Annotated in this window: 13 protein-coding genes; 10 read left to right on the plus strand and 3 right to left on the minus strand. The window is 67.7% G+C overall.

Features of this window, described 5'->3' with window-relative positions; genetic code table 11:
* Nucleotides 1-115 precede the first annotated feature (115 nt).
* On the plus strand, nt 116-712 hold the full coding sequence (locus Q7W02_25915; protein MDO8479569.1) for a hypothetical protein: 597 nt from the start codon (nt 116-118) through the stop codon (nt 710-712).
* A gap of 148 nt (nt 713-860) precedes the next feature.
* Here the strand turns inward: Q7W02_25915 and Q7W02_25920 are convergent, their stop codons facing one another.
* Nucleotides 861-1,175, minus strand: a complete 315-nt coding sequence (locus Q7W02_25920) for a YtxH domain-containing protein (protein ID MDO8479570.1) — start codon at nt 1,173-1,175, stop codon at nt 861-863.
* Nucleotides 1,176-1,194: 19 nt separating this feature from the next.
* Nucleotides 1,195-1,566, minus strand: a complete 372-nt coding sequence (locus tag Q7W02_25925; GenBank protein ID MDO8479571.1) for a hypothetical protein — start codon at nt 1,564-1,566, stop codon at nt 1,195-1,197.
* Nucleotides 1,567-1,727: 161 nt separating this feature from the next.
* On the opposite strand from Q7W02_25925, the gene Q7W02_25930 reads away from it, so the two are divergent.
* The 5 genes from Q7W02_25930 (at nt 1,728) to Q7W02_25950 (ending at nt 7,674) form a co-directional block, all read left to right on the plus strand.
* Nucleotides 1,728-3,278 carry an acyl-CoA carboxylase subunit beta gene (locus Q7W02_25930; GenBank protein ID MDO8479572.1) on the plus strand — a complete coding sequence of 517 codons (1,551 nt, stop codon included), beginning with the start codon at nt 1,728-1,730 and terminating at the stop codon, nt 3,276-3,278.
* Between the two features lie 13 nt (nt 3,279-3,291).
* On the plus strand, nt 3,292-4,962 hold the full coding sequence (locus tag Q7W02_25935; GenBank protein ID MDO8479573.1) for a methylmalonyl-CoA mutase family protein: 1,671 nt from the start codon (nt 3,292-3,294) through the stop codon (nt 4,960-4,962).
* A gap of 112 nt (nt 4,963-5,074) precedes the next feature.
* Entirely contained in the window at nt 5,075-5,878 is an 804-nt protein-coding gene (locus tag Q7W02_25940) for a hypothetical protein (protein MDO8479574.1), read from the plus strand.
* Between the two features lie 31 nt (nt 5,879-5,909).
* Nucleotides 5,910-6,623, plus strand: a complete 714-nt coding sequence (locus tag Q7W02_25945) for a FlgT C-terminal domain-containing protein (GenBank protein ID MDO8479575.1) — start codon at nt 5,910-5,912, stop codon at nt 6,621-6,623.
* A 49-nt stretch (nt 6,624-6,672) separates the two neighbouring features.
* Nucleotides 6,673-7,674, plus strand: a complete 1,002-nt coding sequence (locus tag Q7W02_25950) for a polyprenyl synthetase family protein (GenBank protein ID MDO8479576.1) — start codon at nt 6,673-6,675, stop codon at nt 7,672-7,674.
* Nucleotides 7,675-7,697: 23 nt separating this feature from the next.
* On the opposite strand, the gene Q7W02_25955 is transcribed toward Q7W02_25950, so the two are convergent.
* Nucleotides 7,698-8,147 (minus strand): zinc ribbon domain-containing protein, encoded by a 450-nt coding sequence (locus tag Q7W02_25955; GenBank protein MDO8479577.1) that lies wholly within the window; start codon nt 8,145-8,147, stop codon nt 7,698-7,700.
* On the opposite strand from Q7W02_25955, the gene Q7W02_25960 reads away from it, so the two are divergent.
* From Q7W02_25960 to Q7W02_25975, 4 genes are all read left to right on the plus strand, one after another.
* Nucleotides 8,146-8,847: a tetratricopeptide repeat protein gene (locus Q7W02_25960; protein ID MDO8479578.1), complete on the plus strand. Its 702-nt coding sequence runs from the start codon at nt 8,146-8,148 to the stop codon at nt 8,845-8,847. The two genes, Q7W02_25955 and Q7W02_25960, sit on opposite strands and share 2 nt — an antisense overlap.
* Before the next feature lie 204 nt (nt 8,848-9,051).
* A complete protein-coding gene (locus tag Q7W02_25965; GenBank protein MDO8479579.1) occupies nt 9,052-10,716 on the plus strand; it encodes a hypothetical protein in 1,665 nt (554 codons plus the stop codon).
* Nucleotides 10,717-10,816: 100 nt separating this feature from the next.
* Nucleotides 10,817-12,673 carry a hypothetical protein gene (locus tag Q7W02_25970; GenBank protein ID MDO8479580.1) on the plus strand — a complete coding sequence of 619 codons (1,857 nt, stop codon included), beginning with the start codon at nt 10,817-10,819 and terminating at the stop codon, nt 12,671-12,673.
* A gap of 21 nt (nt 12,674-12,694) precedes the next feature.
* Nucleotides 12,695-13,267 carry a Uma2 family endonuclease gene (locus Q7W02_25975; GenBank protein MDO8479581.1) on the plus strand — a complete coding sequence of 191 codons (573 nt, stop codon included), beginning with the start codon at nt 12,695-12,697 and terminating at the stop codon, nt 13,265-13,267.
* Nucleotides 13,268-13,709 lie beyond the last annotated feature (442 nt).

Below are 13,709 nucleotides of genomic sequence, written 5' to 3' on the forward strand. Positions count from 1 at the left end.
CCGCCCTAGCATCCCGGTGGATGCCGGGCCTGTTCCCCGACAGAACGGGCTGATGCTGCCCACGCGGCATTTACATATTCCTTAGCTGTTTCTCCTCCTCGAGGCGCTGCCGCGCGTGCTGCCGGTCGAGGACGAGGAAGCGGGGGCCCTGATCGCGCGGCTCTTCACCCGCCGGGGCGTGACCGTGCGCACGGGCGTCAAGGTCGCGAAGGTCACGCCGGGCAAGGGAAGCGTCGCCGTCGGCGACATGGCGGGGCGCCAGATGCTGGCGCACAAGGCCATGGCCGAGGGCGTGGTCGCGGCCGACGCGATCGCGGGCCGGTCGCCACGCCCGGTGGACTACGGCAATGTCCCCTCGTGCACGTACTGCCGCCCCCAGGTCGCGTCCATCGGCCTCTCCGAAGCCGCGTCGAAGGCCGACGGACGCGAGGTCAGCGTGGGCCGCTTCCCCTTCACGGCCAACGGCAAGGCGGTGGCGCTGGGGGAGACGGAGGGCTTCTTAAAGGTCGTGGCCGACAAGCGGACGGGGGAAATCCTGGGCGTCCACATCGTGGGTCCCGAGGCGACGGAGCTGATCCACGAATTCGCGGTGGGGCGGACGCTCGAGGCCACGCTCGAGGAGATCATCCACACCATCCACGCCCACCCGACCCTGTCCGAGGCCTCGCTCGAAGCCACGCTCGCCGCCCTCGGCCAGGCCATTCACATTTAACTGCGGGGGCCTCGAATGGCCCCCGCAGTCCCCCCATTTCGCGCCTCGGCTCGCCCCGCGGGCTCGCCGCACTTGCTCTCAGATCCGCGAGGTTCGTCGGCGCGGCCTCGAATGGCCCCCGCACTCTCCCAGTGTCGCGCTGTGGCCGCTACCCGTCGGAGCGGACCTTGCCCATCTCTTCCTTCATGGCCGAGCGGCCGGCCTCGAAAGCCCCGACCAGGCGGTTGCGCTGCTCCTCGAAGTACTCGCGACCCTTGCCGAAGAGGTCACCCGCCTTCTCCTGCGCCTCCTCCGCCGCCGCCTGCGCCTTCTTGAGCCACTCCTGCCCGTGCTCCGTCAAGAGCTCGCGGGCCTCGGTGCCCGTCTTGGGCGTCAGCAGCAGCATGGCCGCCGCGCCGGCGATGGCGCCGAGAAAGAACCAGCCCATGTAGCCCGCCGCGTCCCCACCACGCTCGTCCGACATGATCGCGTCCTCCCTCTCTCTATGTCCTGAGTCTCGACACAAACACGCTGAGCGCCTTCCGGAGGCCTGAGCCCACGCCCGTGATCCCGCGGAAGGACGCCAGGCTGTTCGCCACGCCGACCACCCGCGCGATCTTGAGCGAGATGTCCTCCACGCGGCGGACCACGCCGCTGACCCGCTCCAGCTCGCGGTTGGCCGTCTGCGACAGCGTCCGCACGTCCGCCGCCAGCGCCTCGACCTGGCTCGCCAGCGGTCGGATCTCCCGCTCCACAAGCTGCAGCACGATCTCCGCCCGCGCGGTCGCGCGCCTGAAGGACGCCAGCGTCACGACGAGCACCACGGTCACGACCACGGCGCAGATTACCAGCACGGCCTGGGCCAGCGGAGTCATAGGGCGGAAGTATGCCAGACGGCGCCTCGAGAAGTCAAACCAGTAAGCGAAAAAGCCGCGCATTCATTGACTTTCCCGGCGACGGGCCCCTATACTTCCCTTCAGACGGGAGCACACCGCCGGGCACTCCCCAGCGTCGGCCACTCCAAGGAGCCGCACCCATGTCCCTCCAGGATCGCTTCGACGAACTCCACCGCCGCAACGAGGCCGCCGACGCGGCCGGCGGGCCGGAGCGGATCGAGCGCCAGCACAAGGCGGGGAAGAAGACGGCCCGCGAGCGGCTCGAGATCCTCCTCGACAAGGGATCGTTCGCGGAGGTGGATCGCTTCGTGGTCCACCAGAACAATGACTTCGGCATGGACGCCCAGCGCATCCCGGGCGACGGCGTGGTGACAGGCTCGGGGCGCGTCCACGGCCGCCCCGTCTTCGCCTTCGCACAGGACTTCACCGTCTTCGGCGGGTCGCTCTCCGAGGCGTACGCGCGCAAGATCTGCAAGATCATGGATCTCGCGATGAAGACGGGCGTGCCGGTGATCGGGCTGAACGATTCCGGTGGCGCCCGAATCCAGGAGGGGGTGGTCTCGCTCGCGGGCTACGCCGACATTTTCCTGCGCAACACGCTGGCTTCGGGCGTCGTACCGCAGATCTCCGCCGTGATGGGCCCGTGCGCGGGCGGCGCCGTCTACTCGCCGGCGATCACCGACTTCGTCTTCATGGTCAAGCACTCCTCCTACATGTTCGTGACGGGCCCCGACGTCATCAAGGCCGTCACGCACGAGGAGGTCTCCTTCGAGGAGCTGGGCGGCGCGGCGATGCACGGGACGACGTCCGGCGTCGCGCACTTCGCCGCGGAGAGCGAGGAGGAGTGCCTGGCGCTGATCCGCGAGCTCATGACCTTCCTGCCGCAGAACAACCTGGAAGACCCGCCGGTGGGGCCTACCACCGATCCCGCGGACCGCGTGGACGAGGAGCTGCAGACGGTCGTCCCCGACCAGCCGAACAAGCCGTACGACATCAAGGACATCGTCCAGCCGGTGCTCGACGACCGGTACTTCTTCGAGGTGCACGCCGGCTACGCGCCCAATATCGTGATCGGCTTCGGGCGGCTCGGCGGCAGGCCGGTCGGCGTCGTCGCCAACCAGCCCGCGCACCTGGCCGGCTGCCTCGACATCAGCGCTTCCCTGAAGGCCGCGCGCTTCGTGCGATTCTGCGACTGCTTCAACATCCCGCTCGTCACCTTCGAGGACGTGCCCGGCTTCCTGCCCGGGACGGCGCAGGAGTTCGGCGGCATCATCAAGCACGGGGCGAAGCTGCTGTACGCCTACTGCGAGGCCACGGTGCCCAAGCTGACCGTCATCACGCGCAAGGCCTATGGCGGCGCGTACTGCGTCATGTCCTCCAAGCACATCCGGGGCGACGTCAACTTCGCCTTTCCGACCGCCGAGATTGCCGTTATGGGTCCCGACGGGGCGGTGAGCATTCTCTACAAGCGGGAGATGGACGCGGCGAAGGACCCGGCGAAGCTCAAGGACGAGAAGACCCGCGAATACCGGGAGAAGTTCGCAACTCCCTACGCCGCGGCAGAGCGCGGGTACATCGACGAGGTCATCGAGCCCAGGGACACCCGCCGCCGGCTGATCCAGGCGCTCGAGGTCCTGCACACCAAGCGGGACTCGAACCCGCCGCGCAAGCACGGGAATATCCCGCTATGAGGCATTGGCCCCTGTGACGCCCGAAGAAAGGAAGCGGCTCGACGACGCGAGGCGCCTATGGGAAGCGCGGACGCTCAAGCCCGCGCTCGGGAAGTCGCCCGACAGGCCGGGGCTCTTCGCGGGATCCGACGGCGCGGCGCTCGAGCGCGTGTACACGCCGGAGCACACGGCGGCCCAGGACTACGTTCGCGACGTGGGTTTCCCGGGTGAACACCCGTACACGCGTGGCGTGCAGCCCACGATGTACCGCGGCAGGCTCTGGACCATGCGCCAGTACGCGGGCTTCGGCTCGGCGGTCGAGACCAACCGGCGCTACCGCTACCTCCTCGAGCAGGGGCAGACGGGGCTCTCGGTCGCCTTCGACCTCCCGACGCAGATGGGCTACGACGCCGACGACGCGATGGCGAAGAGCGACGTGGGCAAGGTCGGCGTGTCCATCTCGAGCCTCGAGGACATGGAGGAGCTCTTCGCGGGCATCCCGCTCGATCGCGTGTCCACCTCCATGACCATCAACGCCACTGCCGCCATTCTCTTGGCGCTCTACATCGCCGTGGCGGAGAAACAGGGGATCGCGCCGGACAGGCTCTCCGGCACCGTCCAGAACGACATCCTCAAGGAGTACATCGCGCGCGGCACGTACATCTACCCGCCGGCGCCGTCCATGCGGCTCATCACCGACATGTTCGCCTTCTGCAAGGGCCGCGTGCCGCGCTGGAACACGATCTCCATCTCCGGCTACCACATCCGCGAGGCCGGCTGCACGGCGGCGCAGGAGGTGGGCTTCACGCTCGCCAACGCCGTCGCCTACGTCACGGCCGCGCGAGCGGCGGGGCTCGAGGTGGATGAGTTCGCGCCGCAGCTGTCCTTCTTCTTCAATGCCCACAACCACCTCCTCGAGGAGGTGGCGAAGTTCCGCGCGGCCCGCCGCCTGTGGGCGCGGATCATGACGGAGCGCTTCGGGGCCCAGGACCCGCGCTCCTGCACGCTGCGCTTCCACGCGCAGACGGCGGGCAGCATGCTGACGGCCCAGCAGCCCGAGAACAACATCGTGCGGGTCGCGGTACAGGCCCTGGCGGCCATCCTCGGCGGGTGCCAGTCGCTGCACACCAACTCGATGGACGAGGCCTTAGCACTGCCCACCGAGGCCTCCGTGCGCGTAGCACTCCGCACCCAGCAGGTGCTCGGCTACGAGTCCGGCGTCGCCGACACCGCGGACCCGCTGGGAGGCTCCTACGCGGTGGAAGCCATGACCCGCAGGATCGAAGAGGAGGCCGAGACCTACATCGCCAAGATCGACGGCCTCGGCGGCTCCGTCAGCGCCATCGGCTTCATGCAGCGCGAGATCCAGGAGTCGGCGTACCGCTACCAGCAGGACGTCGAGTCGAAGGCGCGCATCGTCGTGGGCGTCAACGAGTTCGTGATGGACGAGCCGCCGCCCAGCGGCCTCTTCCAGGTCGATCCCGCGGTCAGCGCGGCGATGGCCGAGCGCCTGGATCGCCTCAGGCGCACCCGCGACGCAGGGGCCGCGGCGCGCGCGCTCGAGGCCGTGGATCGGGCCGCGCGCGGCTGCGACAACCTCATCCCGCTCATCCTCGACGCCGTCCGCGCGAAGGTGACCCTCGGGGAGATCTGCCACGCGCTGCGGAAGGTCTTCGGTGTCCACCAGCCGTCGGTCGTTTTCTAGGACCCTCACCCCGGCCCTCTCTCTTCCAGGGAGAGGGGGCCCTGAATCCCTCGCCCCCGCAAGGGGAGCGGGCCGCCCTGAAACCCTCGCCCCCGAAGGGGGAGAGGGTAGGGTGAGGGGGTGGTGTCGAGTCCTCTTCGCCGCGGTCTTCGTCGTCACGCTGGCGGGGCCCGCGCACGCGGGGATCGCGGACCAGGTAGGCGCCACCTTCGGTCTGATTCTCCAGGACGTCGTCGCGGCGTTCCCGCCCATCGAAGGCCTGGTGGTGCAGGTGGACGGCGACAGCATCTACATCGACTTGGCCAAGAAGAACGGCGTGCTCGCCGGGCAGGAGTTCACCGTCTTCCGAAAGGGCGAGGTCTTCCGCCACCCGAACTCGGGCAAGCCCCTCGGCCGGTACGAGGAAGTTCTCGGCTACGCCCAGGTGCAGCGCGTGGAGGCGGCGTTCTCCGAGGCCGCCTTCGTCTCCATCGAGGGTCGGCCGCGGCCGCGCCCCGAGGACGGCGTGCGCATCACGCGCGGCCGCATCCGTGTCGCCGTCGTCCCGCCGGTCGACCTGACGACCGCCAGGGCCGACCTGCGCCGCGTGCCCTTCATGCTGGCGCTGGCCATGGACCAGACCCGCCGCTTCCAGAGCGTGGACTCGGGGCAGGTCAACGAGACCCTGCTCAACAGCAAGACGAAGGGCGAGGAGCTGCTGGTGCGGCCGGACCGGGCCGTGTCGCTCGGCAAGTCCCTCGACGTGACGGCCTGGCTGGTCCCGGTGCTGATCGAGCGGCGGGGCATCACCTACCTCGACGTGACGTTCATCTCGGCCGTCACGGGCGCCGCGCTCTACTCCAAGCGGGAGGCGCTCACCCGGTCCGAGGGCGCCGGCGAACAGCGCTTCCCCTGGGAGCCGCGCCCCGAGGACTGACCCGCGCCGAATCTGCTATGCTTGAAGCCCCATGAACGCCCCCGCGCTCCGTCTCTTGGCCGGCCTGGTGCTGGCCGCGGCCTCGCTCGCCGGCTGCGGGGAAGTGCCGAGCCTGCGAGAGCTGGCGGGGCTGCCCAAGGACTCCGATCCCAGCGTCGAGATCAAGGCCGCGGAGAATAAGTGGCTCCTTATCAAGAACCCCCGCTTCGGCGATGTGGCGAGCGAGCCCGAGTACATCTGGGTGGAGGACGACAAGGTTCCCACCACCATGGGCACGCTGATCTTCGGCAAGGACAGCCTCATCGCGCCTCCGGAGATCGTGGCCAAGTACGGCGCGCCCCCGGGCGGTGGCCGCATCAGCCCGCGCCAGAAGATGGCGGTGTCCGTCGAGGCCGCGCCCCCGCCGCCGAAGGCCGGCGCGGCGGCCGCCAAGGGCGGCACCACCCAGCCGGCCGGAGCGCCCACGCTGTCGGCCAACCGCGGCTTCGTGGTCTTCGTGGACACGAGCCGGGTCGTGATCGATCTCAACGGCAAGGACGGCGTCAGGCCGGGCGCCCAGGTCAGCGTGCGCCGGGACAAGATCGCCATCGTCCACCCCTTCACCGGCGAGCTCCTGGGCGAGCTGGACGAGGAGGTCGCCACGGGCCGCGTGACCGAGGTCAGGGACAAGTTCTCCGTGGTCGAGCTGTCGAGCGTTTCCTCCGGCAACCAGGTCAAGGTCAAGGACCGGGTCGTTATTCGTTGATCCACCCCTTGGCGCCGATCCACCCCTTGGCGCTGATCCAGTCACGCCAGTGAAAGCCCCGACGCCGCTGGAGGCGCTCCTCAAGGAGCGCGTCGCCCTCGCCGTGGGTCCCGAGATGCGTGCCATCGAGGAGGCCATCGCGCGCGCGATCGCGTCGCCCGTCGGCCTGATCCACGAGATGGGCGAGTTCATCGCCGGCGCCGGCGGCAAGCGGCTCCGGCCGATCCTCGTGCTGATGGCGGCGCGCGTGGCGGGCTACGGCGGCCCGCGCGCGGTGCGCATGGGCTGCGTGGTCGAGCTGCTCCACACGGCGACCCTCATCCACGACGACGTCGTGGACCAGGCGCCGCTCCGGCGCGGCCGCCCCTCGGCCAACGCGCGCTGGGGCGACGACGCCTCCATTCTCGTCGGCGACCACCTCTACTCGAAGTCTTTCGCCCTCATGGTCGCTGACGGCGACGCGGCCGTGCTCGAGACTCTCGCGCGCGCCACCGTCTCGATGACGGAGGCGGAGGTGCTGCAGCTCGAGCGGAAGCGCAGCGGCACGGCGAGCGAGGCCGATTACCTGCGCATCATCACCCAGAAGACGGCGTCCTTCATCTCGGCCTGCTGCCGGATCGGCGCGCTCCTGGCGAAGGTGCCCGAGGACCGGATCGAGGCGTTGACCCGCTACGGGCTCCACATCGGCATCGCGTTCCAGATCAGCGACGACTCGCTCGACTTCGTCGCCGACCAGGTGCGCCTGGGCAAGGCGGTGGGCGCCGACTTGAAGGAAGGGAAGCGGACACTGCCGCTCATCGCGACGATCGAGCGCGCGAGCCCTGCCGAGCGCGACAGGATACAGTCCGTGCTCAAGCGGCACGCCGCCGGCCCGGGCGAGTTCGAGGAGATCCGCCTGCTGGTCGAGCGCTACGGCGGCGTCGAGTACGCGCAGGCGCGCGCGCAGGACTACGCCCGGAGCGCCAAGGAGGCTCTCGCCGTCTTCCCCAACGGCGACGACAAGGACACGCTGCTCCTCGTCGCCGACTACGTGGTGGAGCGCGACAAATAGCCGCGGTTTCAGGAAGACCGGTTTCAGGAAGACGAAGACGACGACGAGGAGGAGGAGGAGCCGGACGCCTTGGGCTTGGCGGCCGGCTCGCTCTTGGACTTCTCTGCCTTGGACTTCTCTGCCTTGGGCTTCTCCGAAGGGGAGGGCGCCGGCTGGGCCGTGCTAGACTTCCCTCCGGTGGGGCTCGGGGCCGCCGGGGCCGAATCGCCCGCCGCCGGGGCCGAATCACCCCCCGCCGGGGCCGAATCACCCGATGTCGACTCCGACTTGGACGCCTTCTTGCGGGACTCGGACGGGTAGTCGGTGACGTACCAGCCGCCCCCCTTCAGGATGAATGGGGTGGCCGACAGGAGCCGGTGGATGGGCCCGCCGCACCGATCGCAGACCTCGAGCTTGGGCTCGGTGATCCGCTGTTTCACCTCGAAAACGCGGGGGCACTTGGGACATTCGTACTCGTAGGTCGGCACAACCATGAAGGCTAACAGGGCGGAAACGACCCTGTCAAGGCTGGGCGTCGCGCGCGGCCCGCTCCTTGTCATCGCGGCACTCGTGCTACTGCACGGCTGCGCCTCCAAGCAGGACGAAGAGGTGCGGAAGCTCCAGGCCAAGGCCACGTACGAGCAGGCCGTGCGCAACCTGAGCGAGAACCGGCTGGCGCTCGGCATGGCGGCGCTCAAGGCGGCTCTCCAGCTCGACCCTGAGAACGCCCAGTACCACAACACGCTCGGGCTGGTCCTGCTCAACCTGGGCCGGCCCGTCGACGCGCAGGCCGAGTTCCAGACGGCGATCGATCTCGACAAGAACAGCCCGGACTTGCAGCACAACCTCGGCATCGCCCTGGCACAGCAGAACCGCTTCGACGACGCCGTCGTCGCCTACAGGAAGGCGCTGACCTTCCCCACCTACACGACGCCCGAGGTCGCCTACTACAACATGGGCGAGGCGTACATCAGGCTGGGCAATCCGCAGGAGGCGCAGGAGTCCTTCCGGGCGGCCATCCAGCTCGAGCCGACCATGGTCGCGGCCCACTACGGGCTCGGGTTGGCGCTCTCCCAAGGGGGCCGGCGAGACGAGGCCAAGGCCGCCTTCAGGCAGGCCAGGGACCTCGACCCGGCCTCGCCCTTCTCCGAGCTGGCCAAGAATGCCCTCAAGCAGCTTGGCGACGGGGGCTGATCGGGGTTGATGGAAGGGGAGCTGGAGTGCCAAACGTATGGCGAGTATTTTTACCCTTTTCTCTTGACGGGGTGAGCCTCCCCGGGGTACAAGTGGCAAGTCGTAGAAGGATCGCAGCCGAAGCGCCGTTGTCGCGCGGACGTGATCACCGGCAGGACGCACCGTGTGCAGCACGTCGTTCACTCACACCATGAGGAGGCGGTAATGTTGAGAAGGAATTTGTTTGCTGCTCTCTCGCTCTTGGTCGCGATCGCGACCATGGCGCCAGTCGTCGACGCCCAGGCGCCGGCGGCTGCCCCGGTTATCAAGACCACCATCACCGGTTTCATCGACAACATGAGCACGTACTCACGTAACGTCAGCAATGCCGACGGGATCTTCAACAGGCAAGACAAGCAGTGGTACGCCCGCACCCGCGGTCGATTCGACATCATCGGTGAGGTCGGCTCGGCCAAGGGCGTGTTCGGGTTCGAGATCGACGAGGTCTGGGGCCAGGCGGGGTCCGGCGGCTCGACCATCGCCAATGCGGGAGCGGCGTCGGCCGTGCCAGTTGCGACGCAATTCGGCACCAGCGGGAGCTGGGGCCTCAACACTGACACCAGAGGCATCGTCGAGGTCAAGTGGGTCTACGTCGAGTTCCCAGCTCCGCTGATACCTGTGCCCACGATCATGCGCCTGGGTGCTCAGCCCTTCGGCACGGCGGCGAGCTACAAGCTGGCCACCTACGCCAACGGCGACTTCGCCGGCGTCAACCTCTATAGCACTGTCACTCCGGGCCTGAAATTCCAGGCCACCTACGCGCAGGTCGAGGAAAATCTCGTCGGGACGGGAACCTCGAACGGGCTTTCCGGGCCGCTCGGCTACACGGGAGCCACCGCCAACAACCAGAATCGTGGGGATGATTTTGCCTACATTCTGTCTCCTGAATTCACCCCGATGAAGGGTCTCGACATCAAGCCGATGTTCGCCCACTTCTATGCCTCCGGCACAACCGGCGCTGCCCGTCAGGGCCGCGGCGGCCTCAACACAACTACCGCATTCACCAACCCCGACGGAACCTCCCACGGGCGCGTGAACGAAGATCGCTTTACAGTGGGCGTCGACGCGCGGTACAGGATGGGTCCGTTCTCCTTCGATCCGAGCATTCTCTACCAGTTCGGGAATCGCGACGTGTTCGCGCCGGCCACGTTCGTCCCCAGCGGTGCGATCGCCGGCCGGAAGTACAATGCAGACATTGACGCGTGGCTGATCGACCTTCGGGCCGGCTTCCAGCTCGGTCCGCTGCTCCTCCAGGGGCTGGGCGTATACACCACCGGTAACTCGGCCAGGAACAATACGCTCAACAAGGTCCGCTACTTCCAGCCGCTGAGCACGGACACGAGCTACCTTGGGGACTGGGGTACACAGCTCACCTCGCTGGGTCTTGACTATGCGCAAGCAATGAACGAGGGCGGGGGCAGAGTGGCATACTCCGGGACGGCCATCGGCTGGGACAAATACGGCCGGATACAGCTCGGCGCCAAGGCCACGTACGCTCTGACGCCGGCGCTTAAGGTGATGGCCGGCGTGAACGGACATTGGACCGCCGAGGGGGTCGATAGAGGCGGCACGGCGGTCGCCGGAGCAGGCATCCTCCCAGCTTTCGACCGAGTCTCCGCGAGCCCGATGTCGCGGCGTCACAGCAGCTATGTGGGCACTGAGTTCATGAGTGTGCTCTCCTGGAATTTCGCCCCTGGGCTGGCCTGGGACAATGCGGTTGGTTACATGGTCATGGGCCCTGCGCTCGACGCCATCACGGACCCCGCGGCAGGCCCTCGCAACACCTCGGACGTCTCCATCGTCACGTCTCGCGTTCGGTTCTCGTTCTAGGCGAGCCTCTGTAGGACCCGGGCCCGGGGGGCAACCCCCGGGCCCGGGCTTTTAATCTCCATTGCTTGCCGTCCGCTGCCCGCGTCGGTATCATGGCCGCATGAAGAGACTGCTCCCAGCCCTCCTTCTTCTGACGTTTGCCGCCGTTCCGGCCTCGGCTCAGACCGCGCCCGCGGGAGGGCAGGCGCCTACCCAGATCAGCACCCTCGTGGAACAAGTGGCCGCCCTTTTCCCCAAGGTCGCGGGTGATGTCATCCAGGTCAGTGGTGGCAAGGTCACGCTGTCCATAGGCCGGCGCGATGGGGTCGTGGCGGGCGTGGAGCTGGCGGTCTACCGCGAGGGAGAGGAGCTCAAACACCCCAAGACGGGTGAAGTGCTGGGTCGCACCGAGAAGACCCTCGGTCGCGTGAGCGTCATCGACGTCTTCGAGGCTTATTCCACCGCCAAGGTCGTCCAGGGCGCAGACATCACCGCAGGTGACAAGGCGAGGGTGTCGGCGGGGAAGATCCGCCTGACCGTGCTTCCCCTCTCGACGGGTGTCAAGGACAACCTCATCGAAGCGGCCCTCCAGGAGGTGGTGGATGGGCTCAGCCGGACCGGGCGCTTCAGCGTAGGGATGGGTGACTCCCTCGGCGTGGCGCTCGGTCAGCAAGGGATCAAGCCCGAGGAGGCGCTCGAGGGCAAGGGTTTGGCGCAGGCGGCCGAGCGCCACAAGGTCGAGAACCTCCTCGTGGTCTACTTCAAGCGCATCGAGACGAAGCCGTACATGGACGTGCGCCTTTTCCAGCTGCCGCGGGCCGATGCCGCGCTCGCCACAGCTTTCTTCGTGCCGCCGTCCATTCGCCCGACGACGGCGGGCGGGCGGTTCTCCCAGGGCGGCCCGGCCAACCCGCCGCAGGCCAAGCAGCGCTCCCTCCTGGCGCGGCTCTTGGGCCGCGAGCTCGAGGCGGGCTCTTACTCCAGCGGGGAGAATAGCATCCCGCTCCGGGAGGTGGCCAAGTTCCCCTTCGCGGTCGTGGCCATCGACGTGGGCGTGACGCCGACGGACAAGATTCCGCGCATGGTGGTGAGCGACGGGGACAAGGTCTACCAGTACAAGATCGTGGGCACGAAACTCGAGGCCGAGTGGTCTATCTCGGTGCGTTCCCTGGGCCGCCTCTTCTCGCTGTACTTCGTGGACCTCGACGGCGACGGCGCCTTCGAGATCGTGGGCAACCGATACGACCCCAATATCGGGCTCAACTCCTTCATCCTGAGCGCGAAGGACGGCAAGCCGAAATTCCTGGCCGACAATCTCGACACGTTCCTCTTCCCGGTGGACCTGACGGGTCAGGGGCACAAGCAGACGCTGTGGACCCAGCGTTTCAGCCCGGATAAGTTCTTCACCCCGGGCCAGGCGGACCAGATGGCCTGGAAGGACGGCAAGCTCGTGAAGGAGCACTCGGTGCACGTGCACCAGGCCTTCAGGCCCATGGGCGCGGTCTTCTCCAACATGAGCGGCAAGGACTCGCGTGTGCTGGCTTTCATCGACGAGGCCAACCGGCTCCAGATGGCCGCCGACGCTGAGGATATCTGGCGATCGTCGACAGCGGTGGGGGGCGGCGTCATGATCCTCGAGACCTTGAGCGTGGGGACGAGCAGCCGCGTGCGGCGGAGCCTGTTCTACAAGATCGAGCCCACGCCGCTGGCCATCGACCTTGACGGCGACGGGGTGGACGAGGTCATCGTGCCGCAAAACATTGTCAAGGAAGGGTTCCTGGCCATCATCTTCAAGGGGCCCGCGGGCTTCAGGCTCCAGTCCATCGAGACGGGCTTCGAGGGGTTCATCACGGCGCTGGGCGGCTTCAAGACCGATGACGCCGTCCAGCCGACCATCATCGCGACCGTGGTCCGCTTCAAGAACTTCCTCAAAACCTCGGGCGAGACCCAGGTCATCATGACCGTCCCGCAGGAGTAGGGCCGGCGGCGAGGAGACACGATGACGATTAACGCGCGTGAACAGCCCCCGGCAGGGCACATCGTCCTCACCTACGAGGACTACTGCGCCCTGCCCGACGACGGAAAGCGCTACGAGATCATCGAGGGAGAGCTGTACGTGACGCCTTCACCGGGCCGCGCCCACCAGCAGTTCGCCGCCAACCTGCTTGTCGCCCTCAAGCCCTTCGTGGCTGCTCGGGGACTCGGTGAAGTCTTCATCGCCCCGTTCGACGTCATCCTCGAGGAGACCTCCGTGGTCGTGCCGGACCTGCTGTTTGTCACCCGAGAACGCTCCGGGATCGTCACCGATCGAGGGGTCCGGGGCGCCCCGGATCTGATCGTGGAGATCCTGTCTCCGGGTACGGGTCGCCGTGACCGGGTCGAGAAGGCGAAACTCTACGCCCGGCACGGAGTGCGTCACTACTGGCTGGCTGACCCCGAGACACGGGTTCTGGAGGTGTACGAGCTGAGCGAAGGGCAGTATCGGCGAGCGGCGAGCCTGGCGGGCGATGACACGTTCTCACCCCCGCTGCTCCCGGGTCTCACGATCCCTCTCTCGTCCCTCTGGGGTTGAGGCCTCGCCGCGCTATACTGGGCGCTCGAATCCCCATGAGCGCCGGAGCTTGTCCGTGACCCACGCCAACCGCGGAGTTGTGCCCAGGACGCACCCGTCCGTCTTCCTCGCCCCCTCGTCTTTGGCCCCCTCGTCTCTGGCCCCCTCGTCTCTGGCCCCCTCACCCTACGCTCTCCCCCGATGGGGGAGAGGGTTCTGGTTTCCCGTTTCTCCCTCTCCCCTCGGGGGAGAGGGTCCTGGTTTCCCGCTTCCCCCTCTCCCCTCTGGGGAGAGGGTTCTGGTTTCCCGTTTCTCCCTCTCCCCTCTGGGGAGAGGGTTCTGGTTTCCCGTTTCTCCCTCTCCCCTCGGGGGAGAGGGTTCTGGTATCCCGTTTCTCCCTCTCCCCTCGGGGGAGTGGGTTATGGTTTCCCGTTTCTCCCTATCCCCTCGGGGGAGAGGGTAG

The sequence above is a fragment of the Candidatus Rokuibacteriota bacterium genome, from assembly GCA_030647435.1.
Classification (GTDB): Bacteria; Methylomirabilota; Methylomirabilia; order Rokubacteriales; family CSP1-6; genus AR37.

Excerpts from the sequence above, each read along its gene's own strand:
- Q7W02_25955 (MDO8479577.1), bottom strand. The coding sequence starts at position 8,147 with ATGGTTGTGCCGACCTACGAGTACGAATGTCCCAAGTGCCCCCGCGTT.
- Q7W02_25960 (MDO8479578.1), top strand. The coding sequence starts at position 8,146 with ATGAAGGCTAACAGGGCGGAAACGACCCTGTCAAGGCTGGGCGTCGCG.
- Q7W02_25945 (MDO8479575.1), top strand. The coding sequence starts at position 5,910 with ATGAACGCCCCCGCGCTCCGTCTCTTGGCCGGCCTGGTGCTGGCCGCG.
- Q7W02_25970 (MDO8479580.1), top strand. The coding sequence starts at position 10,817 with ATGAAGAGACTGCTCCCAGCCCTCCTTCTTCTGACGTTTGCCGCCGTT.
- Q7W02_25925 (MDO8479571.1), bottom strand. The coding sequence starts at position 1,566 with ATGACTCCGCTGGCCCAGGCCGTGCTGGTAATCTGCGCCGTGGTCGTG.
- Q7W02_25975 (MDO8479581.1), top strand. The coding sequence starts at position 12,695 with ATGACGATTAACGCGCGTGAACAGCCCCCGGCAGGGCACATCGTCCTC.
- Q7W02_25920 (MDO8479570.1), bottom strand. The coding sequence starts at position 1,175 with ATGTCGGACGAGCGTGGTGGGGACGCGGCGGGCTACATGGGCTGGTTC.
- Q7W02_25930 (MDO8479572.1), top strand. The coding sequence starts at position 1,728 with ATGTCCCTCCAGGATCGCTTCGACGAACTCCACCGCCGCAACGAGGCC.
- Q7W02_25965 (MDO8479579.1), top strand. The coding sequence starts at position 9,052 with ATGTTGAGAAGGAATTTGTTTGCTGCTCTCTCGCTCTTGGTCGCGATC.